The organism is Herbaspirillum sp. AP02, from assembly GCF_015767275.1.
GTDB lineage: Bacteria > Pseudomonadota > Gammaproteobacteria > Burkholderiales > Burkholderiaceae_D > Herbaspirillum.
In genome coordinates this window covers 183384-204479 of sequence record NZ_JADWMY010000004.1, presented here as the reverse complement: position 1 = coordinate 204479, position 21096 = coordinate 183384, and the positions used below count along the sequence as shown (strand labels likewise).

18 protein-coding genes and 1 tRNA gene are annotated in these 21096 nt (G+C 60.9%); 13 read left to right on the top strand and 6 right to left on the bottom strand.

Annotation, left to right across the window (positions count from 1 at the left end; genetic code table 11):
• Positions 1–7: 7 nt before the first annotated feature.
• Together I5R65_RS11170 and I5R65_RS11165 are read right to left on the bottom strand one after the other, a co-directional pair.
• Positions 8–721 carry a FadR/GntR family transcriptional regulator gene (locus I5R65_RS11170; RefSeq protein ID WP_006463049.1) on the bottom strand — a complete coding sequence of 238 codons (714 nt, stop codon included), beginning with the start codon at positions 719–721 and terminating at the stop codon, positions 8–10.
• Between the two features lie 18 nt (positions 722–739).
• Positions 740–1483, bottom strand: coding sequence for an SDR family NAD(P)-dependent oxidoreductase (locus I5R65_RS11165; protein ID WP_180669718.1), 744 nt, complete (start codon positions 1481–1483; stop codon positions 740–742).
• A gap of 272 nt (positions 1484–1755) precedes the next feature.
• Between I5R65_RS11165 and I5R65_RS11160 the strand changes: the two genes are divergently transcribed.
• The 12 genes from I5R65_RS11160 to I5R65_RS11105 all read left to right on the top strand — a co-directional run bounded on the left by I5R65_RS11160 (position 1756) and on the right by I5R65_RS11105 (position 14550).
• A complete protein-coding gene (locus I5R65_RS11160) occupies positions 1756–2631 on the top strand; it encodes a shikimate dehydrogenase (protein ID WP_180669716.1) in 876 nt (291 codons plus the stop codon).
• 110 nt (positions 2632–2741) lie between these two features.
• A complete protein-coding gene (locus I5R65_RS11155) occupies positions 2742–4013 on the top strand; it encodes a branched-chain amino acid ABC transporter substrate-binding protein (RefSeq protein WP_180669714.1) in 1272 nt (423 codons plus the stop codon).
• A 105-nt stretch (positions 4014–4118) separates the two neighbouring features.
• Positions 4119–5060, top strand: a complete 942-nt coding sequence (locus I5R65_RS11150; RefSeq protein WP_039875110.1) for a branched-chain amino acid ABC transporter permease — start codon at positions 4119–4121, stop codon at positions 5058–5060.
• Between the two features lie 143 nt (positions 5061–5203).
• Positions 5204–6409 carry a branched-chain amino acid ABC transporter permease gene (locus I5R65_RS11145; RefSeq protein ID WP_180669947.1) on the top strand — a complete coding sequence of 402 codons (1206 nt, stop codon included), beginning with the start codon at positions 5204–5206 and terminating at the stop codon, positions 6407–6409.
• The gene (locus I5R65_RS11140) at positions 6406–7212 is read left to right on the top strand and encodes an ABC transporter ATP-binding protein (RefSeq protein ID WP_231395149.1); all 807 of its coding nucleotides are present in this window, start codon (positions 6406–6408) and stop codon (positions 7210–7212) included. The genes I5R65_RS11145 and I5R65_RS11140 overlap by 4 nt, the downstream gene beginning before the upstream one ends.
• Positions 7209–7943, top strand: a complete 735-nt coding sequence (locus tag I5R65_RS11135) for an ABC transporter ATP-binding protein (RefSeq protein ID WP_006463056.1) — start codon at positions 7209–7211, stop codon at positions 7941–7943. Before I5R65_RS11140 ends, I5R65_RS11135 begins: the two co-directional genes overlap by 4 nt.
• 31 nt (positions 7944–7974) lie before the next feature.
• Positions 7975–8802, top strand: a complete 828-nt coding sequence (locus I5R65_RS11130) for an SDR family NAD(P)-dependent oxidoreductase (RefSeq protein ID WP_180669712.1) — start codon at positions 7975–7977, stop codon at positions 8800–8802.
• A gap of 70 nt (positions 8803–8872) precedes the next feature.
• Complete coding sequence (locus I5R65_RS11125; RefSeq protein ID WP_180669710.1) at positions 8873–11071, top strand: thiamine pyrophosphate-dependent enzyme; 2199 nt, start codon at positions 8873–8875, stop codon at positions 11069–11071.
• A gap of 29 nt (positions 11072–11100) precedes the next feature.
• Positions 11101–11586: a VOC family protein gene (locus tag I5R65_RS11120; RefSeq protein WP_180669708.1), complete on the top strand. Its 486-nt coding sequence runs from the start codon at positions 11101–11103 to the stop codon at positions 11584–11586.
• A 1-nt stretch (position 11587) separates the two neighbouring features.
• Complete coding sequence (locus tag I5R65_RS11115) at positions 11588–12892, top strand: pyruvate dehydrogenase complex dihydrolipoamide acetyltransferase (protein WP_180669706.1); 1305 nt, start codon at positions 11588–11590, stop codon at positions 12890–12892.
• 11 nt (positions 12893–12903) lie between these two features.
• Positions 12904–14328: a dihydrolipoyl dehydrogenase gene (gene lpdA / locus I5R65_RS11110; RefSeq protein WP_180669704.1), complete on the top strand. Its 1425-nt coding sequence runs from the start codon at positions 12904–12906 to the stop codon at positions 14326–14328.
• 9 nt (positions 14329–14337) lie between these two features.
• On the top strand, positions 14338–14550 hold the full coding sequence (locus I5R65_RS11105; RefSeq protein WP_180669702.1) for a hypothetical protein: 213 nt from the start codon (positions 14338–14340) through the stop codon (positions 14548–14550).
• 110 nt (positions 14551–14660) lie between these two features.
• Here I5R65_RS11105 and I5R65_RS11100 read toward each other — a convergent pair whose 3' ends face one another.
• The 3 genes from I5R65_RS11100 to I5R65_RS11090 form a co-directional block, all read right to left on the bottom strand.
• The gene (locus I5R65_RS11100) at positions 14661–17693 is read right to left on the bottom strand and encodes a reverse transcriptase domain-containing protein (protein ID WP_180669700.1); all 3033 of its coding nucleotides are present in this window, start codon (positions 17691–17693) and stop codon (positions 14661–14663) included.
• A 168-nt stretch (positions 17694–17861) separates the two neighbouring features.
• Positions 17862–17951, bottom strand: a tRNA-Ser gene (locus tag I5R65_RS11095).
• 159 nt (positions 17952–18110) lie between these two features.
• Positions 18111–18899 (bottom strand): SDR family oxidoreductase, encoded by a 789-nt coding sequence (locus I5R65_RS11090; protein ID WP_006464048.1) that lies wholly within the window; start codon positions 18897–18899, stop codon positions 18111–18113.
• Positions 18900–19164: 265 nt separating this feature from the next.
• Here I5R65_RS11090 and I5R65_RS11085 point away from each other — a divergent pair, with 265 nt between their 5' ends.
• Complete coding sequence (locus I5R65_RS11085) at positions 19165–19929, top strand: sulfite exporter TauE/SafE family protein (RefSeq protein ID WP_006464046.1); 765 nt, start codon at positions 19165–19167, stop codon at positions 19927–19929.
• 33 nt (positions 19930–19962) lie between these two features.
• On the opposite strand, the gene I5R65_RS11080 is transcribed toward I5R65_RS11085, so the two are convergent.
• Positions 19963–20946 carry a LysR family transcriptional regulator gene (locus I5R65_RS11080; protein WP_180669698.1) on the bottom strand — a complete coding sequence of 328 codons (984 nt, stop codon included), beginning with the start codon at positions 20944–20946 and terminating at the stop codon, positions 19963–19965.
• Positions 20947–21096 lie beyond the last annotated feature (150 nt).

The window sequence follows — 21096 nt, the reverse complement described above, 5'->3', positions numbered from 1 at the left end:
ACCGGGTTCAGCTCAGGTACTTGTTCAGCCGCTTTGCCGCATTGCGCAGGTGCGTTTCGGCAGCGATCGCCGCGGCCACCGGATCCTTGTCTTCGATGGCCTGGAGGATGGCCTTGTGCTCGTCCTGCACGGCCTGGATCAGATTGTTGTAGTTCGTCGCGGTGTTGCTGCGGGCCTGGCGGATCAGTCTCCTGACGTGCTGTTCCAGATACTCGTTGAGCATGCAGAAGTGCGGATTCTTGGTCGAGTCGACGATGGCCTGATGGAAGGCAAAATCCTCCTCGTCCCCCAGCTTGTCATTGATGATGGCGTACTCCATGCCGACCAGGGCCTTCTTGATCTTCTTGAGGTCTTCCGGTGTGCGGCGGATGGCCGCATAGCGGGCAGCTGCGGTTTCCAGCGTCACCAGCAGTTCGATGACGTGTTCCAGTCCCTCGGCATCATTGAGGGCCGCCGCCTCGAAGCGGAAGGCCTGGCGTGAGCCGCGCTCGTTGACGAAGGCGCCGCGTCCCTGCTGGGCATTGACGATGCCTTCGGATTTGAGCTGGGACAGGGCTTCGCGCACGACCGAGCGGCTCACCGAGAATTGCTCGCCCAGCTGTTTTTCGCTGGGCAGCTTGTCGCCCGGTTTGAGCCGCTGCTCGCGGATTTCTTCATTAATCCATTCAACAATCTCTTCGGTGAGGGATTGCGTGGGCAAGCGCTGTGTCGCGGTTTTCATGGGTGGATTGCAGCTGGATTAATTGATGTACAGACCGCCGTTGACCTGCAGTGTCTCTCCGGTGATGAATGAGGCCAGGGGAGAGCACAGGAAGGCAATCGAGCCGGCCACTTCTTCCGCAGTACCCAGGCGGCCGAGGGGGGTGTTTTGCAGCAGCATCGGCCCCTTGCTGGCCAGCAGTTCGCGGGTCATCGGAGTGGCAATGATACCCGGAGATACCGCGTTGACCCGCGTTTTTGGGGCCAGCTCGAGCGCCAGGCTGCGTGAGAAGCTGATCACCGCACCCTTGGCCGCTGCGTAGTGTGCATGCGCGTAGCTGCCGCGCTGCGCGGCCAGCGAAGCGAGGTTGACGATCGAGCTGTCCTCGCGCAGATAGGCAATGACGGCCTGGCAGATATGGAAAGTGCCGTCCAGGTTGATCGCCATGAGGCGTCGCCATTCTTCTTCTGTCATTTCCGTCACGCGCTTTTCGGGATAGATGCCGGCCGAGTGGACCAGGTGGTCAATTCCGCCATGGGTACGCGCGCAGGCTTCGGCCGCCTGTCGGCATGCCTGGGCGTCGGCCACATCCAGCTGGTGCAGGCTGATCTGGGCAGTCGGGGCGATGCCAAGGATCTCTTCCTTGAGCGAAGTCAGGGCCTGGAGGTCGATGTCGGCCAGGGCCAGGTTGGCACCATGCCGGGCGGTCAGCAAGGCGGTCGCGCGGGCGATGCCACCGCCGGCACCGGTAATGAAAAAGGTCTTGTCGGTGAATGCAATCATGGGGTCTCCTGTTTTTCTGTGTCGGCGCTTCTTCCTGTAAGCCTTGCTGGGAGCGGATTTTCAGGCGTAATGAAAATTCGCTCACCTGTCTGCGATGCAGAGGCAGGGGTTGTTGACATCACAAAATCCGCTCTGTAGAATCGCTGCACAACTTGTCAGACAGGATTAAAAGTTTATCAGACAAGTGCATAAAAACCTATCATGTCACCGCAAAAAATGCGGGATGGCGGAAAAGAAGAGCGCTGCAAGGCGCCACTTGCGAAGGAGATACCGTGAGTCTGGCAGGAGCCGGGGAGCGCAGTGCGCAGGAGATGGCGTCCCCCATCATCAATGGACATACCCGGGTCATCGGTATCCTGGCCGATCCGATCGGCCATGTGCGGACCCCGCAGGCTTTCAACGCCCTGATGGCAAGCAATGCGATCAATGCCGTGCTGGTGCCGCTGCAGGTGGCGCCAGCCGATCTCGCATCGGTCGTGGCGGCGCTGGCCAGGGTCAGGAGCATGGCTGGCCTGATCATCACCATTCCCCACAAGGAAAGCATCCTTTCCCTTTGTCATGAACTTACCGATGCAGCGCGCCAGGTCGGTGCGGTCAACATCGTGCGGTTTGATGCGGCGGAGGCGGGGCAAGCCGGAGCCTCTGGTGAAACAGGCAGGCGCCTGATCGGTAGCAATCTGGATGGCGAGGGATTCGTCGGTGGCTTGCTGGCCCAGGGGCATCCGCTTGTGGGGCGGCGGATCTATCTGGCCGGTGCCGGCGGTGCCGGAAAGGCGATTGCACATGCCCTGGCCGGGCAGGGCGCGGGTGCCATCGGCGTGTACAACCGCAGTCCGGAACGTGCCCCGTATCTGGTCGCGGAACTGCGTCGCTACTACCCGCAACTGGATGCCCATGTGGCGACGGCGCATCCTGCCCATTACACCCTGGCCATCAATTCCACCTCGCTGGGGCTGAACCCGGACGATGCCTTGCCATTCGCCGTGGAGGGCCTGCCCACCGATGCACTGGTGGCGGAGGCGGTCATGAAGGTGGAGTTGACCCCGCTACTGGCGGCCGCCCAGAGACGCGGCTTGGCGCTGCATTTCGGCCGCCACATGATGCAGGCCCAGCTTGAAAGCATGAAACAGTTCCTTGGGTTGCGCTGAGAGGCGCGCCACCCCTTGAGAAGGGAGCCGCACCGGCGCGGCTCTCGCACGGAAGCCCGGGCGCCGGCAGTGCAAGACCTGGAATCCTACAAATATAACGGAGATGAGGTATGAGCAAGAAATACATCGGAGTGTCCCTGTCGTCACTGTCCTCGCTGACATCATTGTCGGCCCTGGTCCTGGCCGCCATCGCATGTCCCGCCCAGGCCGCCGCGCCCCTGAAGATCGCGCTGGTGGAAACCCTGTCCGGCCCGCAAGCCTCGACCGGGCTGCTCTATCGCGCTGCAGTGAAGTACGAGATGGATCGCATCAACGCCGCCGGTGGATGGAACGGGCAAGCCGTGCAGCTGGCCGAGTACGACAACCAGGGCGGACCTGCCGGCGCTTCCGACAAGGTCAAGGCTGCCATTGCCGCCGGTGCGCAGATCATCATCCAGGGTTCTTCTTCGGCCGTCTCCGGCCAGATCACCGAAGACGTGCGCAAGCACAACCTGCGCAATGCCGGCAAGGAAGTCCTGTTCATGAACATGGGCGGCGAGGCACTGGAACTGACCGGCGACAAGTGCCACTTCTATCATTTCCGCTTCACCACCAACGCCGTGATCCGCGTCAAGACGTTGGTGCCGGCCATGAAGGAAGCCAAGGAACTGGGGAACAAGGTCTATGCAATGAACCAGAACTATTCCTGGGGCATCGACATGGACAAGGCCATCAAGGACGATGCCGCCGCCGGTGGCTATACCGTGGTCGAGAGCACCCTCCACGATGTCAACAAGATCCAGGATTTCTCTCCCTATGTCGCTAAGATCAAGGCCAGCGGGGCTGACACGGTCCTCACCGGCAACTGGTCCAACGATCTGCTGTTGCTGATGAAGGCCACGCGCGCTGCCGGCCTGAAGGTACGCTTCGGCACCGTCTTCCTGGACCAGCCGGGCAACATCGGCAATGCCGGCGACACCGCCCTGGGACACTTCATCTCGCACGCCTTCAATATCGAGACCAACAAGGCCACCGAAGAATTCGCCACCGACTACAAGGCCAAGACCGGTCACTTCCCGACCTTCATCGAGCCGCAGACCGTGTTCGGCATGCAGATGCTGGGCGAGGCCCTCAAGCAGGTCAAGCCCAGCGGCGACAAGCTCAATGTCACCGAGCTGGCCAAGGCACTGGAAAAGGTCAGGATCGAGACGCCGATGGGCGAGACCTCGATTCGCGCCGCCGACCACCAGGTGGTGCTGCCCATCGTCGTCTCCCGCGTGGAAAAAAACGTCAAGTACAAGGTCGACGATACCGACATGGGCTTCAAGGTCATCAAGAAGTTCAGCGGCGAAGACGCCGTGAACCCGGTCCAGAGCAGCTGCAAGATGCAGCGTCCCTCCTGATCTGACTCGCTGAGCGGGCGCCGTGGCTGTGCACGGCGCCGATTCGACACGGACGGTTCCGCCGTCCCGTGCGGGGACGGTCGTCCCGTTTTATTGGAAGACGCTATGGAATTCTTTACCGTATCGCTGATCAACGGCACCATCTACGGCCTGTTGCTGTTCATGGTCTCGGCCGGGTTGACGCTCATCTTCGGCATGATGGGGGTGCTCAACTTCGCGCATACCTCCTTCTACATGGTCGGTGCCTACCTGGCCTATACCTTGCAGAAGTTCATCGGCTTCTGGCCTGCCGTCATCATTGCCCCCCTGATCGTGGGCCTGTTGGGCGTGGTCGTGGAACGTTGGTTCCTGCGGCGCGTGCATCGCTACGGTCATGCGCATGAACTGCTGCTGACCTTTGGCCTGTCCTTCATCATTGCCGAGATCATCAAGCTCTTCTTCGGCAATTACCCCGTCAATTATCAGGTGCCGGCCTCGCTCTCGTTTGCCGCGTTTCGCCTGTTCGGCACGGACTATCCCTTCTATCGTCTGATGATGGGCCTGGTCTCGCTGCTCATGTTCGGCCTGATCTACCTGCTGCTTTCACGCACCCGCATCGGCATCGTCGTGCGCTCGGCGATCTATCGGCCTGCGATGGCGGAGACCCTGGGCCACAACGTGCCACTGGTCTTCATGGGGGTCTTCGGGGTGGGGGCCGCGCTGGCCGGCCTGGCCGGCGCCATCGCCGGCGCGTTCTATACCACCAATCCGAACATGGCCCTGGAGCTGGGTGTGCTGGTCTTCGTGGTGGTGGTCATCGGTGGCCTGGGTTCGCTGGAGGGCGCGATGCTGTCATCGATCCTGATCGGCCTGATCTCGTCCTTTGCCGTCGGCGTGGATGTCAGCCTGGCCGATGCGCTGGACTATGTGGGGGCAGGACAATGGGCGCGTGACCTGGGGGGCTTGATGACGCTGAAGGTCTCGTCGCTGGCCGCCACCATCCCGTTTGCGCTGATGTTGCTGGTATTGCTGGTTCGCCCCTCCGGGCTGATGGGTGAGAAGGAATGAGTCACATGAACGAATCCACTAACAAGGTCTTGCCAAGCCTGCCCGGATCGGCTGCGAAGATGTCACCAGGCGTGTCACCAGCCGCGGCCCCAGCCACGTCACTGCGGGTGCCTGCTGCGGGATCGCTGGCCTCGCGTCTGCTGATGGTGACGGTGCTGCTGTTGCTGCTCATCGCCCCGCTCGTATTGCCCCAGGCGCTGGTGAATGCGGCCATCCAGATGCTCATCGCGGCGCTGTTTGCAACGGCCTTCAATGTGCTGGCGGGGCAGGGCGGCATGCTCTCCTTCGGCCACGCGGCCTATTTCGGTATCGGTGCATTTGCCACCCTGCATGCGATGAATGCGCTGGGCGGCGCGGGGCTCCTGCCCACGCCGCTGCTGCCGATATTCGGTGCGCTGGGCGGCTGCCTGCTGGGCCTGGTGGCAGGCTGGTTTTCGACGCAGCGCAGTGGTGTCTATTTCTCGATGATCACCCTGGCCCTGGCCGAGCTGTTGCATGCGCTGGCACCCCACCTGACCAGCGTCTTCGGTGGCGAGGCGGGGGTGTCCTCGATGCGCATGCCGGCCTGGGGCTTGTCTTTCGGCGAGCCGATGCATGTCTATTACCTGACCCTGGCCTGGGTGCTGGCTTCGCTGGGCGCCTTGTTCTTCTTCACCCGTACGCCCCTGGGGCGGCTCACGCTGGGTCTGCGCGAAAACGCCATGCGCTTGAAGTTCCTGGGCTATGACGTGCATGCCGCCCGGGTGATGGTGTTCATGATCTCTGCCAGCTTTGCGGGCGTGGCCGGTGGTCTGCTGGCGATGAACAATGAAGCCGGCAACTACGTGCTCTTCGATGTGCGTCTCTCTTCCGAGGTGGTGCTCAATGCCTATATCGGCGGCACCGGGGTGTTCTTCGGTCCGGCCCTGGGCGCGGCGGTGATGACCTTCTTCGGGTATGCGGTCTCGGACCTGACGCGCTCCTGGCTGCTGTACCAGGGTCTCATTTTCGTGGTGGTGATGATGTTCATGCCTAACGGCCTGTCGGGCGTGGTGCTGTGGTGGCAGCGCAGTCAGCGTGGCAGCGCGGTGCTGGCGCGCTATGCGGCGGGCTGGTCGCTGGGCGCCCTGGCGTGTGCGGCGGCGGTGGTGTTTTCGGTGGAGCTGTTGCAGCGCGCCCTGGGCTCGGATTACCAGTCGCAACTGGTGGATGCCCAGCCATGGCCGGCGATCACCCTGTTTGGCCGTGACTGGTTGCCCGGCGCGGTGAGTACGTGGCTGCTGCCCCTGCTGCTGCTGGTGGCCGGTGGCCTGATCTTGAACCGGGTCACGCGTGCCTGGGACGCACTCAATGAAGAGGAGGCCGCATGAGCGCCGTCAACTCCAGCAATCCCAGCAACACCGTCCACCCCATCAGCCCCAGCCCGGCGGCGCTGACCCTGCGTAACGTCAGCAAGTCCTTCGGCGAAGCGCACATCATCCGGGGTGTCGATCTGGAACTGCGGCGCGGCGAGCGTCATGCCTTCATTGGTCCCAATGGGGCGGGGAAGTCGACGCTGTTCCATCTCATCTCAGGGAGTTTCAAGCCCAGTGCAGGGGAGATCCTGCTGGGAGAGGTACCCATCGGCGGGCTCGGTCCGGAACGCATCAATCGCATGGGACTGGCGCGTTCCTTCCAGATCACCAATATCTTCCCGCGCCTGTCGGTCTTCGAGAACCTGCGTCTGGGCGTGATGCAGCGCTTCGGCATGCAGTACACCTTATGGCGCCCGATCTCGCAGTATCGCAAGGTCACAGCGCTGGCGGAGCAGTTGCTGGAGCAGGTCCGCCTGGTCCGCCATCGTGACACGCTGGGCGGGGAGCTCTCCTATTCGGAACAACGTTCGCTGGAGATCGGCATGACCCTGGCCTCCGACCCCAAGGTCTTGCTGCTGGATGAACCCATGGCCGGCATGTCGCGGGAAGAAACCGACTACACCGCCGAACTCCTGCGCGAGCTTTCGGTGGGCCGCAGCCTGATGATCGTGGAGCACGACATGGATGTGGTGTTTTCGCTGTGCGACCGCATCAGTGTCCTGGTCTATGGCCAGGTGGTCGCAACCGGCACCCCCGAGGAAATCCGCAACAATGCGCAAGTACAGGAAGCCTATCTGGGCAAGGAGGTCGCAGCATGAGCACAGCAGCCACACCGGCACAGGCGCCGCTGTTGCAGGTGCGCGACCTGCACGCGCACTACGGCAAGAGCCATATCCTGCAGGGTGTCAATTTCGAGGTCGGTCACAACGCCGTGATCAGTCTGTTGGGGCGCAACGGTTCGGGGCGCTCCACCACGGCCCGCGCCATCATGGGCCTGGTACCCCCTACCGGCGGCCAGGTTTTGCTGGACGGTCGCGATCTGGCCGGGCAACGCCCCTTCGCGGTATCGCGGGCAGGCATCGCCTTCGTCCCGGAGGAGCGCGAAGTCTTCGCCAACCTCAGCGTCGACGAGAACCTGCAGATGGGCATGCAACGCGCCCGCAACGATGCGCCCCAATGGACGGTGGAGCAGATGTTCGATTTCTTCCCGCGCCTGAAGGAGCGGCGCAACACCCGGGCCGGCAATCTTTCCGGGGGCGAGCAACAGATGCTGACCATCTGCCGCTCGCTGCTGGGCAATCCACGCCTGATCCTGATCGATGAGCCCACCGAGGGCCTGGCCCCCAAGATCGTGACCGTGGTGGGCGAGGCCATCCAGGAAATCCACCGGCGCGGCGTATCCGTGATCCTGATCGAGCAGAAGCTGACCATCGCCATGAAGATTTCCACCGGCGTCTGCCTGCTCGGTCATGGCCAGATCGTCTTCAGCGGCACGCCCGACGAGCTTGGGGAGAATCCCCAGTTGCTCAAGGATTGGCTGGCGGTATGAGCCGGCAACCGATTTCACTTCAAGAGACACCATGAGCGACCACACCATCGATGCGCATGCACTGCATGCCACCGCCAAATACAAGCAGTTTCCCGATCTGGCCAACCAGGTCGCCTTCATCACCGGGGCCGGCAGCGGCATCGGCCGTGCCATGGCCGATGCCTTCGCGGCCAATGGCACCCACCTGGCCCTGCTGGATGTCAACATCGAATCGCTGGAGCGCGCCCGGGCGGAACTGCACCGGACCTTCCCGCAGATCGAAGTCGAATGCCTGGTCGCTTCCATCGTCGACGAAACGGCGGTGGAGGCGGCAACGGCGGCCGTCCATGCGCGTTTCGGCCGCATCGACATCCTGCTCAACAATGCCGGCATCTCGGCCAACCGGCCGACCCTGGAACTGCCTGCACAGCAGTGGCGCCATGCCATCGACGTCAATCTGAACGGGGTCTTCTTTTGCGCCCAGGCAGTGGCCCGGCACATGGTGGCCCAGGGGCGCGGGGTGATCCTCAACACCGCGTCGATGTATGGCACGGTGGCCGCGCCCGAGCGGGCGGCCTATTGCGCCAGCAAGGCGGCGGTGGTGATGCTGACCAAGGTGTTGGCGGTGGAGTGGGCGCCCAAGGGGCTGCGCGTGAATGCGCTTGCGCCGGGCTATGTCAACACGGCCCTGGTGCAGGAACTGGTCAGTACCGGCCGCATGGACCTGGGGGCCTTGAAGAAGCGCACGCCCGCCGGCCGCCTGGGCGAGCCGCATGAGATCGCCACCCTGGCCCTGTTCCTGGCCTCCGAACACGCCGCCTTCATCAACGGCCAGGCCATCGTCGCCGATGGCGGCTGGTCGGCCTATAGCTATATCTGATCTTTTCTCCGGCCGCCCCGATGGCGCGGCCGGTATCACCGAATCAGTTTCTTCTCTGGAGAGTAAGCCCATGTCTGACCATATTGCACTCGCCCCGGCCGCGCCCTGGGTCGAACTGCGCACCACCGACGCCGACTGGAATGCCGCCGATCCCGGCTTGCTGGGCTCCCTGCTGGCGCACATGCACATCATCCGCGCCTTCGAAGAATCCGTGCTGGAACTGGCCATGGATGGCCTGGTCCATGGCCCGGCCCACTCCAGCGTCGGCCAGGAGGGCGGGGCGGCCGGTTCCATCCTGCCCCTGCTGGCGGCAGACCAGGTCAATGGCTCGCACCGGGGGCACCATCATTTCCTGGCCAAGGCATTGGCCTATCTCATGCCGGAGGGCATCGCGCCAACGGCCGAACTGACCCCGGCGGTCGAGCAGCTGCTTCAGCGTACGCTGGCAGAAATCCTCGGCCTGGCGCAAGGCTTCTGCCAGGGACGCGGCGGCTCCATGCACCTGCGCTGGGCAGAAGCGGGTGTACTGGGGACCAACGCCATCGTCGGCGGCGGGGTGCCGCTGGCAGCGGGTGCAGCCTGGGCGCACAAGCATGCCGGTACCGAGCATGTCGCCGTGACCTATTTCGGCGATGGCGCAGTCAACATCGGCTCGGTGCTGGAGACCATGAATATTGCCGCCGCCTGGAAGCTGCCGCTGTGCTTCTTCATCGAGAACAATGGCTACGCCGTCTCCACCACGGTGGACGAGGCCACGGCCGAACCGCGTCTGTCGGCACGCGGCGCTGCCTTCAACATTCCCAGCTGGAAGGTCAACGGCATGGACCCGCTGGCGGTGCACCTGGCCATGAACGAGGCCTTGCAGCACATGCGGGCCGGCAAGGGGCCGACCATCATCGAGGCCGATGTCTATCGTTTCTTCCACCAGAACGGCGGCTTCCCCGGTAGTGCTTTCGGCTATCGCAGCAAGGAAGAAGAACAGAGCTGGCGTCAGCGGGACCCGCTGGACCTGGTCGGCCAGCGCATGCGCGAACGCGGTCTGATCGACGAGGCCGGCATCCTGGCACTGCGCAATCGCATCAAGGCCGCCATGGCGCGGGCGGTACAGGCGCTGACGGAAGATGACCCGGCCCGGGCCGGCAAGAAGCGCATCCGCCCGGAACTGTGGCCGAGCCCGGATTTTCGTGATGTCGGTATCCGTGGCGATCTGTCGGAACTGGAGGGAGCGCGCACCGAGGAAGAAGCCGGGTTCGGCGGCAAGCTGGCGCAGCGCAAGTTCATCGACGTGGTGGCCGATGTGATGGACCGTCGCATGGCCGTGGACGAGCGGGTGGTGGTCATGGGCGAGGATGTGCATCGCCTCAAGGGCGGCACCAATGGCGCGACCCGTGGCCTGAAAGACAAATATCCCGAGCGCACGCTGGGCACACCCATCAGCGAAAACGCCTTCTGCGGACTGGGCGGCGGCATCGCCATGGATGGCCGCTTCCGCCCTGTGGTCGAGTTCATGTACCCGGACTTCATGTGGGTGGCGGCCGATCAGGTGTTCAACCAGATCGGCAAGGCACGCCACATGTTCGGCGGCGATATCGAGGTGCCCTTCGTCCTGCGTACCAAGGTGGCCATGGGGACCGGCTATGGTTCGCAGCACTCGATGGACCCGGCTGGCATCTTCGCCACCAGCCCGGGATGGCGCATCGTGGCGCCGTCCACGCCGTTCGACTATGTCGGCCTGATGAACGCGGCGCTGGCGCTGAAGGACCCGGTACTGGTGATCGAACACGTGGATCTCTACAACAGCAGCGGTCCTGCGCCCGTGGATGACTTCGACTACCAGACGCCCTTCGGGCGCGCCGCTGTGCGACGGGCCGGCAAGGAGATGACGGTGCTGACCTATCTTTCCATGGTGGCGCATGCCCTGGAAGCCGTACAGCAGACCGGCATCGACGCCGAAGTGATCGACCTGCGCTGGCTGGACCGCGCCAGCCTCGACTGGGACACCATCGGCCAGAGCATCCGCAAGACCAACAATGTACTGATCGTGGAGCAGGGCGCGCAGGGCACTTCCTACGGCGGCTGGCTGGCCGACGAGATCCAGCGCCGCTTCTTTGACTGGCTGGACCAGCCGGTGCAGCGGGTGGTGGGTGGCGAAGCTTCGCCCAGCATCTCCAAGGTGTTGGAACGTGCCGCCGCCGCCCGTACCGAAGAGACCGTCACCGGTCTGCAGCAGGTGATGCGCGACAAGGGCGCCCGCCTCGACGTTCGCTGAATACCGCCTGATTACCGAAAGGATTTGCCATGAGCATCGAGATGATCGTCCCCCTGGAAGTGGGCATCGCCTGTCGTGACCTGCCGGCGCTGCGGCGCTTCTATGAAACCACCATGGGTTTCAGCTTTGTGAGTGAAATCACCGTCCCTGCCGACAAATCGGCAGCCTCCGGCCTGTCTGCCGACGGCTATACCGTGGTCCGTCTGCAGACCCCCTATGGCGAACGGATCAAGCTGCTGGCACCTCGCACGCCACCCCGGGCCGAGACACCTCCCGCCTACATCCTGGACCGGCCCAACGCCGCCTATCTCACCTTCATCGTGGCCGACATCGATGCCGCCATCGCCACCCTGCGCGCCGCCGGTATCGAGTTCATGACCGGCGCGCGGCGGGTGGAGGCGCGTCCCGGGGTGTATCTGGCGTTCTGCCGCGACCCGGAAGGCAATGTGCTGGAACTGGTCCAGTACAGCGACATCGCTGCCTATCGACCCGACCTCAAGAAAGAAGGGCAATGACATGGCAAAGCTGATCAAGATGCCGGAAATCGCCGCAAATGCGACCTCGGCGGTGATCGTCCAGTGGTCCCGGAAAGAAGGCGAAGCCATCAAGGCCGGTGAGTGCCTGGCAGAGATCGAAACCGACAAGGCCGTCATCGAATACGACGCCGACAGCAATGGCGTGCTGGGCAAGATCCTGGCGGCGGCGGGCCAGGAGGTGGACGTCGGCGCACCGATCGCCGTGTTGTTCGAAGAGGGCGAAACCCAGGTCGATATCGCCGCCCTGCTGGCGGCGGCCGGCGTTGCCGTGGAGCCGCCACCGGGCGCTGGCGCGACTGTGTCGGTCACCGCCACTGCAGCAACAACTTCAGCGACGACCGTGGCCGCATCCGCACCTGAACCCGAACCCGGTGCAGCGGCCTCCGGTCGCATCTTTGCCAGCCCGCTGGCACGTCGCCTGGCGCAGGAGCGTGGGCTTGCACTGGCAGGAATGACGGGCAGCGGGCCGCATGGTCGTATCGTCCGGCGCGACGTGGAAGCGGCTGCGCAAGCTGCCCCTGCGACGGCTGCTAATGCTACGGCCGCTGCCGGTCGCGATGCGCCGCTGCCGCCCATCGCCATCCCCAATACTCCGGAGGGCAGTGCTGCCTTCACCGACATCCCCCACAGTGGCATGCGACGCACCATCGCGCGTCGTCTCAGCGAGAGCAAGGCCAGCATTCCCCATTTCTACCTCAGTGCCGATTGCCGCATGGACAAGCTGCTGGCCCTGCGCGCGGAAATCAACGCCGCCGGCATACGCAAGATTTCGGTCAACGATTTCATTGTCAAGGCAGTGGCAGCTGCGCTGCAGAGCGTGCCCGACATGAACGTCAGCTGGACCGAGGCCGCACTGCGCAAATACCAGCAGGCCGATATCTCGGTGGCCGTGTCCACCGAGGGCGGCCTGATCACACCGGTGGTACGCAATGCGGGCAACAAGACCCTGTCGGCCATCAGCCGCGAGATCGTGGACCTTGCGGCGCGGGCGCGATCCGGTGCGCTGGTGCCCAACGAGTACCAGGGCGGCAGCTTTACGGTCAGCAATCTGGGCATGTTCGGTGTGCGCGAATTCTCGGCCATCATCAACCCCCCACAGGCGGCGATCCTGGCCGTGGGTGCCACGCTGTCGCAGCCGGTCGTGGTCGACGGGCAGCTCGCCGTGGCGCAGGTCATGAAGGTCACGCTGTCGGTGGATCACCGCGCCGTGGATGGTGCACTGGCCGCCCAATGGCTGGCGGCCTTCCAGCGCTGCATCGAGAACCCCCTGAGTGCATTGATTTGAGGTGATACGTGATGAAGGCAGCGCAAACTGATTTCGACCTGGCCATCGTTGGTGGTGGCCCGGGCGGTTATGTGGCGGCGATCCGCGCCGCCCAGCTGGGCATGAAGACAGTCCTGGTGGAGAAGGCCCAGCTGGGGGGTGTCTGCCTGAACTGGGGATGTATCCCCACCAAGGCGCTGCTGCGCTCGGCTGATGTCTTGCGACTGGTGCGCGACGCCGCCCGGTTCGGCGTACAGGTCGGCGAGCCCGAGACCGACCTGCAGACCATGGTGGCGCGTTCGCGCTCGGTGGCCGCGCATCTGAACAAGGGCGTTGCCTACCTGATGAAGAAGAACAAGATCACCGTCGTCGAGGGCAGGGCCCGCCTGGCCGGGCGCGGACGCCTGGAGGTCGAGGGCAAGGACGGCACGCAGGGGAAGTCCGTCATCACGGCAAGCTACATCATCCTGGCCACGGGGGCGCGTGCAAGGGTGCTGCCGGGGCTGCAGCCCGATGGCGAGAGCGTCTGGTCCTATCGTGAAGCGTTGATGCCGCGCCAGACTCCACGCCGCCTGCTGGTGATCGGCGCTGGCGCGATCGGCATCGAGTTCGCCAGTTTCTATCGCGCACTGGGCGCCGAGGTCAGCGTGGTGGAGATGGCCGAGCGCATCCTGCCAGTGGAGGACGAAGACATCAGCGCCCACGTCGCCGATGCGCTGCGCAGGGACGGCATGCGCCTCTACACCGGCGCGCGCATCGCCTCGACGGTCAAGCGTGATGGCGCTGCCGGCACCGGTGTCGAGTGGCAGGTGACGCTCGAAGGCCGGCATGCCGACACACTGGTGGCCGACGTGGTGCTGGTAGCAGCCGGCATCGTCGGAAACGTCGAGGACCTGGGCCTCGAGAGCACGGCGGTGAAGGTAGAGCGCAGCCACATCGTGACCGATGCGTTTGGTTGCACCGGCGAACCGGGCGTGTACGCCATCGGTGATGTTGCCGGCCCGCCGTGGCTGGCCCACAAGGCAAGTCACGAAGGCGTGGCCTGCGTCGAGAAGATCGCCGGCCTCGATCCGCATGCGTTGGACCCGTCAAAGATCCCGGCTTGCACGTACAGCCACCCGCAGGTCGCCAGCGTCGGTCTGACGGAAGCCGCTGCGCGCCAGGCTGGACGCCGTATCCGGGTGGGACAGTTTCCGTTTGCGGTCAATGGCAAGGCCATTGCGCTGGGCGCTACCGGCGGTTTTGTGAAGGTGATTTTTGATGAAGGTAGCGGCGAACTGCTGGGCGCTCACATGGTGGGCGAGGAAGTTACCGAGATGATCCAGGGCTATGCCATTGCGCGTGAGCTGGAGAGCAGCGAGGCTGAACTGATGGGGACCGTGTTTCCTCATCCGACGCAGTCGGAGGTGATGCATGAGGCGGTGTTGGCGGCTTATCAGCGGGGGTTGCATGGGTGATCGGACGAGATGGCTTTAGCCGCCGGCGCTTTCCCGTATTTCAGGCAGTTGCTAACTGAAGGCTCCGTAGCGATTGTTGTTATTGTTATTGTTGTTGTTGTTGTTGTTGTTGTTGTTGTTGTTGTTGTTGTTGTTGTTGCTGATTCTCGCCTGCATTCCTCCTGGCATTCAGCCACCCGCCATAATGTTCGACGAGTGGCTTTTCGTTACTGTGCTCGCTAGGGCGTAGCGATGAAGAGTGAGCGGCAACCTTGGTGCAGGTTGCGAGAGGCTAACTCCGACGTACACCCGTGAGGCATAAAAGAAGGGTGACGAAGTGTGCGCGCGAAAGCTCAGGTGGGAAGTATTTTTCGCTCATCTGCTATCCTAAAGCCGTCGGGAACAGGTTTAAAAGGAGTTGGTGGAGACCGATATCCGCTTTGAAATTCCCTAAGTGTTTTTATGTCGATTTCTCCCATTACACAATAATCAGCAATCCCACCTTTCACCCGTAGGATGTCCCGTTCCCAACTATTTTTGTAGGGCGCACGAATGCGACTATCTCCATATTGACGATCATTGCATTGAATTACATAAGCGTGGACATCAAGCGCGGCCGATTCAACTAACGCATTAAAACTTTCAGTATCCTGATTCCATTCGGGAACGAATATTGCATCGACGTTTCCTCGAAGCGCCGCCCGATAACTGATATTTGTGAGTTCACTGCAGATCAAAAGAGAAAAACGGAAGTCGCCATGCTGAATTATTGGCGGGTTATCCCATTTTTTATCTGGTTTCATCTTAACTCCCGCAAGTCTCTGGAGTTCTAGTTCCTCGTGCAAAGCGGGACGTTGTTTATCTTGCCTATAAATTAACGTAGAGGGAAAGCCAAGGCCGTCATGCGATAGCGCTGCCCAAACTTGATTGCGAACTTTATGTTTTCCTGCGTGCAGATACTCAACTCCGGCGATCAGAGAAATACCGCGTCCATGGAGTTTTCGGGCGATGCGGAAAAACCAGCTGGAGGGAAGTGCTAACTCAGGGAGTATCAGATAGCGGCAGCCGAGGGGCTTGGATATAACATGATCGAGAAGATGATTTAAACGGCCATATCTCTCAATATCTGGATCCTCTACTTTTCTTACGGCTGCGACCCAGCTGTCTATTCTGGTCTTCCAACTTGAAACTGCTACACGGTACTTATCTTCAGATTTCCCATCGGGAATCTCAAGAATTTTATTTCTACTCATAACCGGCATTTTTTCATTTAGATCGAACCCTCTTTGAGCTCTCACGATATCTGCTAGTTCAGACTGAACATCTCTGTTAAACACGTCAATGTCCAAGATGAACAGCTCCGCTAAGCTGAATGGCCGTGTAGTAAACGCTAAACCGTGCGGCAAGTGGCTGAATCCAAGCGTCCGCGCAATCGCTGAGTTCCCACGATAGATATCAGGCGGAAGCAGTTTTGATGCGTTGGTGAAGTTCTTTATCGTTCCCCTTTTTGGAACTCCTCGCTGAGACACCATCTCCGCTGGTAGGCCCATAAATCGGAACGGCATATGGGCTAAGTCGAAGGAGAAGAGGCGAGCTTGTCGCGTTTGAAATTCCTTCTTAGAAGCAGGCCAAGCCGGAAGCAGGTCAAGATCGAACTCAGGCGTGTATTCCGACATATACTTTTTCCAGCGAGATGCTCCCGCGCGTGTCAACATGGGTGGGAACGCCGCGGCGACACTTTCGCATACCGACGAAAAAAGTTGTTTCTTCCAACGCGTAATTAGTTCTTCTCGTTGGATTTTATAAGGCGGAGTTGCTGCCTTAATCTCAATAGAACAATTGTCTGCAACTTCTTTTGTGATTTTTTGTACAGAATTAATAATTGTCCTAAGCTCTTTGAAATCTTCGCATGCAGTTGCGAGACGAATGACTCGTGGCAAGTAAATCGCCAGATCAAAAAAGTGGGGCAGTACCAATACATGCTGTGTAAAAGCACGGAAAAATGCACGGCGGTGGTCTCGCCAGGCACTTGGAACAAGATCTCGCTCGTACGCTTCAAAGTCTCGTAATTTTATTGCGAATCCCGCTCGACGCATCGTCAATACGTCCGTTTTTCGCAAGTTATCTGCAGCCTCCCCATTACTCTGAGTAGCTGCCAACAGATCGGTGCCAACTTGTTGCGCCGACTGTGGAAGGCGGGGCATGGCGCGCCATTCGCTGGCTCTTTCCTGGATTTGGCATGCGATTGCATTGATTAAGTCTTTTCCAGATTCTCCTGACAGAATAAATACCTTGTTTTTGGAATTAGAAAAATGAATATTGCTAGATTTTCTCGTGCCACTTCCGAGCAGGTATTTGGGGGAAAACTTGATTTTCCGGTCATCTTTTTTGCCAAACCACGAGAGGTTTCCATTCGATCTGGCAAATATCCACTCCCAAACATCTCCTGTTGATTGAAAAGATGCGCCGTTCTCCATAACCAATAGAATGTCATCAACATAGCGTCCGTAATATAGAGGGGCGATTTGCTGTTCCATCAGGCGATCTAGCTCAATCAAGGCCACGTTTGCGACGACGGCCGACGCAGGTAATCCGACGGGTAGCCCCTTTTTTAGAGGCGTTCTTTTTGCCCAAGTCTCTAGGGCGCCAATAAACAGGCCATGCAGTTTTTCCTGGTCAGGGGAAAGTTCAATCCCTAGTACTCCCTTTAGAAAAGATTTTTTTAAAAGAAACCCAGGGTTTAGTTCGTGATAGAAAGAACTGACATCGGCTGTAAGGGCCACAATTTTTTTATTGTCCTCTAACGCTCTATGCATAGTACCGATGCCGTTATCTCGCCAGTCCCGAAACGGCTTCAAATAAGGCGTAAACGACCCCATCGCACGCGTGTTTAATTTTTTGTTATCGCGAGTTCTTCGAAGCCGATTTCCATAGGCACATTTAGTCAACTTGGCGTCGAGAAATTGACCAACTTTTATAATCCACAGAGCAGATAAGACATGGAAGTCAAGGCTGCATTGGGCCATCACTCGAAACTCTGCTTTTGGGTTGGTAGGGGAATTTGCTTTTTTTTCAAGCAATGATTTTGAATATTCCCACTCCTCTCGAGGATCTGAAAATATCAGCCCGGTTCCAAAATCGTCGCGGACTTTTTTTCGTTCGGGCCAAGAGATTGCCTTAGTTGCGAGTGTCCAGTCGCCTAGGAAGCTCTCTTTTTTTATCCATGCATCATCGCCACTATTAATTTTTTTTAATAGAGCGTTCAAATTGCGTGAAAGGTCATCCTCGTAGGCAGCTATTGCTTCTATCGAAGCATGTGATGAGTAATAAAGATCTACCTTTGCTTTACGGTAAGCAACCGCTAATTGTTTCAGCGTAACGACCATTTTTCCCCCGTTTTTATTTTTGCGTTTGTCGACTTAACATGTCGGATACGTGACCAATTCTAAAAGAATTGTTGTCATTTTGAGTAAATTAAACTCAAAACAATTTGCGGGTAAATTTTGGACGTAGAAAAAGAAACGGGCCGCAAAGGCCCGTTCTATATGATGTTCTGGCGGAGGCTGTGAGATTCGAACTCACGGACGGGTCACCCCGTCGGCAGTTTTCAAGACTGCTGGTTTAAACCACTCACCCAAACCTCCTTGCGATGCGACAGGGCGTTGCCTGTCGCACGAGGGCCGCATTATACATCACATCAATTTCTTTGCATCCATCTCTTTCCGCGATGCAAGCAGGTGCCGCGCTCATCATGCGCTGTTGCGGCTACCAGCCCGCCAGCCCACAGGCAGCCGCAAGCTCAATCAGAACGTTCCGGGATAAGCCCCGCCATCCATCAACAGGTTCTGGCCGGTGATAAAGCCGGCCTGTGCGCTGCAGAGGTAGGCGCAGGCGTCGCCGAACTCGGCGGGGTCACCAAAGCGCCCCGACGGGTTGAGCTTGCGGCGTTCGGCCAGGACTTCGTCCACGGTGCGGCCGCTCTCTTGTGCGGCGCCGGTGGCGGTGGAGCGCAGCCGGTCGGTTTCGAAGGGGCCGGGCAGGAGGTTGTTGATCGTGACGTTGTGGGCCACGGTCTTGCGGGACAGGCCGGCGACAAAGCCGGTCAGGCCGGAGCGGGCGCCGTTGGAGAGGCCCAGGATGTCGATCGGTGCGCGTACTGCGCTGGAGGTGATGTTGACGATGCGGCCGAAGCGGCGGGCGATCATGCCGTCGACAGTAGCCTTGATGAGCTCGATGGGGGTGAGCATGTTGGCGTCCACGGCGGCGATCCAGTCGTCCCGGGTCCAGTCGCGGAAGTCGCCGGGCTTGGGGCCGCCGGCGTTGGTGACCAGGATGTCCGGTGCCGGGCAGGCGGCCAGGGCCAGGGCGCGGCCTTCGGGGGTGGTGATGTCGCAGGCCACGGTGGTGATGGTGGCGCCGGTGGCGGCGACTTCGGCACGGATCTCGGCGGCGGCGGCTTCCAGCGCTTCGCTTCCACGTGCCAGCATGGTCACGTGTACGCCTTCACGCGCCAGCGACAGCGCGCAGGCGCGGCCCAGGCCTTTGCTGGATGCGCATACCAGCGCGGTCTTACCCTTGAGTTTCAAATCCATCGTTTCTTCCTTTGCTGAGGGGTTGGCATGGTAGGGCGCAGGCCCGCCGGGACAGCAGGGGTGGGCTGCGCTACACTGTCGGACCTGATCAGCGGCGCTATTTCTTCATCACCATGTAGATGGCCAGCGCAATGATGGCGACTACGCCCATCTCCAGCGCAAACACGATGACGCCGCTCATGTCAGTCTCCTTTTTTATCTTTCGATGCTGCCGCTGCTTTCGCTACTGATTGCAGCCCGGCGGCAGAGGCATCACTTTACACCGATGACGGCTTCCTTGTTTTTCTCGTGCGTAGTCAACTTTCTGCTCGGCGGTGTGCTGGGTGCCATGGGCGGTCTGTTCGGGATCGGTGGCGGGCTCATCGCCATTCCGGTGCTGGGTTATCTGTACGGGATGGACCAGCAGCTGGCGCAGGGGACGGCGTTGGTGATGATCGTGCCCAATGTGGTCATCGCCTTCTGGCGCTACAAGCAGCGCAACCGGATCGAGTGGAGTGCGGCGGCGATGATGTGCGGGCCGGCGGTGGTGGCGACGTATTTCTCGGCACGGCTGGCCACGGTGATGGATGCGCGCAAGCTGCATTTCTGCTTTGCGCTTTTTATGGGGCTGCTGGCGCTGTATTACCTGTGGACGTTGTTGCGCGGCAAGCGCGAGATGCAGACTTCGCTGCGGCTGGGGCGTCGCTATATTCCGCTGGTGGGGTTGTCGGCGGGGGCGTCGGCAGGCTTCTTCAGCGTGGGTGGGGCAATCGTGGCGGTGCCGCTGCTGACGGCCTTCTTCGGGGCCACCCAGACTGCCGCGCAGGGGCTGGGGCTGGCCATGGTCACGCCAGGGACCCTGGTGGCGCTGTGGACCTATGCGCATGCCGGTCATGTGGACTGGACGGTGGGCATCCCCATGGCGCTGGGCGGTGTGCTCAGTATTTCCTGGGGCGTGGCGCTGGCGCACCATCTGCCGGAGCGGCGCCTGCGCATCCTGTTCTGCGGCGCCTTGCTGCTGCTGTCATTGTGGATGATGATCGCCGGCTGATCGGGTCGGGCGGCGGCGTCTGCGGGCTTGCTGTCAGGCTGTCTTCTTCTGGCGCGCGGCGGATTTTTTTTCGGTACTTTCGGTCTTTTCGGTATTCAGGAGGGCGACCTTGTCGTCGTCCACGCCCTGGCTCATCTGCTCGCGGATGAAGTCGACCAGATTGCGCGCATGCGGTGAGAGCGTGTCGATGTTCTGGAACACCATGCTGCGCTCGCGCACGCTCCACGGGTCGCTCAATTCCACCACCGCCAATTGCATGGTCTGCTGATGCCGTTGTGCCGCCGAGCGCGGGACGATGCCGATGCCGACATTGGTTTCTATCATGCGGCACATGGCTTCGAAGCTGCGTACCTGGATGCGCAGCTTCAATCGCTGGCCATGTTCGGAGACGATCTTGTTGAGGAAGTGGTGCAGGGTGCTGCCTTCGTGCAGACCGATGTGTTCGTACTCCAGCGTGTCGATGAAGGGAATGCTACCGGCGCCGGCCAGCGGGTGTTCCAGCGCGGTGGCCAGGACCAGGCGGTCGGTGGAGAAATTGAGTATCTGCAATCCCTCGCCCTGCACGGGACCGGCGACGATGCCGATGTCGGCCGTGCCTTCCTGGATGCCACGCAGGATGTCGTGGTTCAGCCGTTCTTCCAGCGCTACGTTGACCTGCGGATGGATGGCCAGGAACTTGCCCAGGATCTCCGGCATGAACTCGGTCACGGCGGTGGTGTTGGCGAAGATGCGGATGTAACCCTTGATGCCGTTGTTGTACTGCTGCATGTCGCTCTTGAGGTGCTCAACCTGCTGCATGAACAGTTGCGCATGATGCAGCAGCGTATGCCCTGCGGGCGTGAGTTGCACGCCCTTGCTCTCGCGATACAGCAGCCGGGTGCCAAAGCGCGCCTCCAGTTCCTTGATGCGGTTGCTGGTGGCGGCCAGCGAGAGGTTCATGCGCTCGGCGCTGCGCGTCAAGCTATTGAGTTCGGCGATGAGGATGAACAGGCGCAGGTCGGTCAGATCGAAGAGCATGGCGGATTCCGGCGGTCGTTGAGGGGAGGGCGCATGCTGCGGCGTAATGTCCGGCGGCCTTGTCTGCATGTGCGCGTGGGAGCGTGAGCGGCCTTCATGTTACGCCGATTTTCTGTGACGCTGGAGGGCTTTGCGTGCTGCGCCGCCACA

Bases quoted from the DNA above. Each gene is read 5' to 3' on its own strand.
- I5R65_RS11090 (WP_006464048.1), bottom strand. From the start codon at position 18,899: ATGGATTTGAAACTCAAGGGTAAGACCGCGCTGGTATGCGCATCCAGC.
- I5R65_RS11120 (WP_180669708.1), top strand. From the start codon at position 11,101: ATGAGCATCGAGATGATCGTCCCCCTGGAAGTGGGCATCGCCTGTCGT.
- I5R65_RS11155 (WP_180669714.1), top strand. From the start codon at position 2,742: ATGAGCAAGAAATACATCGGAGTGTCCCTGTCGTCACTGTCCTCGCTG.
- I5R65_RS11080 (WP_180669698.1), bottom strand. From the start codon at position 20,946: ATGCTCTTCGATCTGACCGACCTGCGCCTGTTCATCCTCATCGCCGAA.
- lpdA (WP_180669704.1), top strand. From the start codon at position 12,904: ATGAAGGCAGCGCAAACTGATTTCGACCTGGCCATCGTTGGTGGTGGC.
- I5R65_RS11115 (WP_180669706.1), top strand. From the start codon at position 11,588: ATGGCAAAGCTGATCAAGATGCCGGAAATCGCCGCAAATGCGACCTCG.
- I5R65_RS11170 (WP_006463049.1), bottom strand. From the start codon at position 721: ATGAAAACCGCGACACAGCGCTTGCCCACGCAATCCCTCACCGAAGAG.
- I5R65_RS11165 (WP_180669718.1), bottom strand. From the start codon at position 1,483: ATGATTGCATTCACCGACAAGACCTTTTTCATTACCGGTGCCGGCGGT.
- I5R65_RS11145 (WP_180669947.1), top strand. From the start codon at position 5,204: ATGGTGACGGTGCTGCTGTTGCTGCTCATCGCCCCGCTCGTATTGCCC.
- I5R65_RS11135 (WP_006463056.1), top strand. From the start codon at position 7,209: ATGAGCACAGCAGCCACACCGGCACAGGCGCCGCTGTTGCAGGTGCGC.
- I5R65_RS11140 (WP_231395149.1), top strand. From the start codon at position 6,406: ATGAGCGCCGTCAACTCCAGCAATCCCAGCAACACCGTCCACCCCATC.
- I5R65_RS11105 (WP_180669702.1), top strand. From the start codon at position 14,338: ATGGCTTTAGCCGCCGGCGCTTTCCCGTATTTCAGGCAGTTGCTAACT.
- I5R65_RS11085 (WP_006464046.1), top strand. From the start codon at position 19,165: ATGACGGCTTCCTTGTTTTTCTCGTGCGTAGTCAACTTTCTGCTCGGC.
- I5R65_RS11100 (WP_180669700.1), bottom strand. From the start codon at position 17,693: ATGGTCGTTACGCTGAAACAATTAGCGGTTGCTTACCGTAAAGCAAAG.
- I5R65_RS11125 (WP_180669710.1), top strand. From the start codon at position 8,873: ATGTCTGACCATATTGCACTCGCCCCGGCCGCGCCCTGGGTCGAACTG.
- I5R65_RS11150 (WP_039875110.1), top strand. From the start codon at position 4,119: ATGGAATTCTTTACCGTATCGCTGATCAACGGCACCATCTACGGCCTG.
- I5R65_RS11130 (WP_180669712.1), top strand. From the start codon at position 7,975: ATGAGCGACCACACCATCGATGCGCATGCACTGCATGCCACCGCCAAA.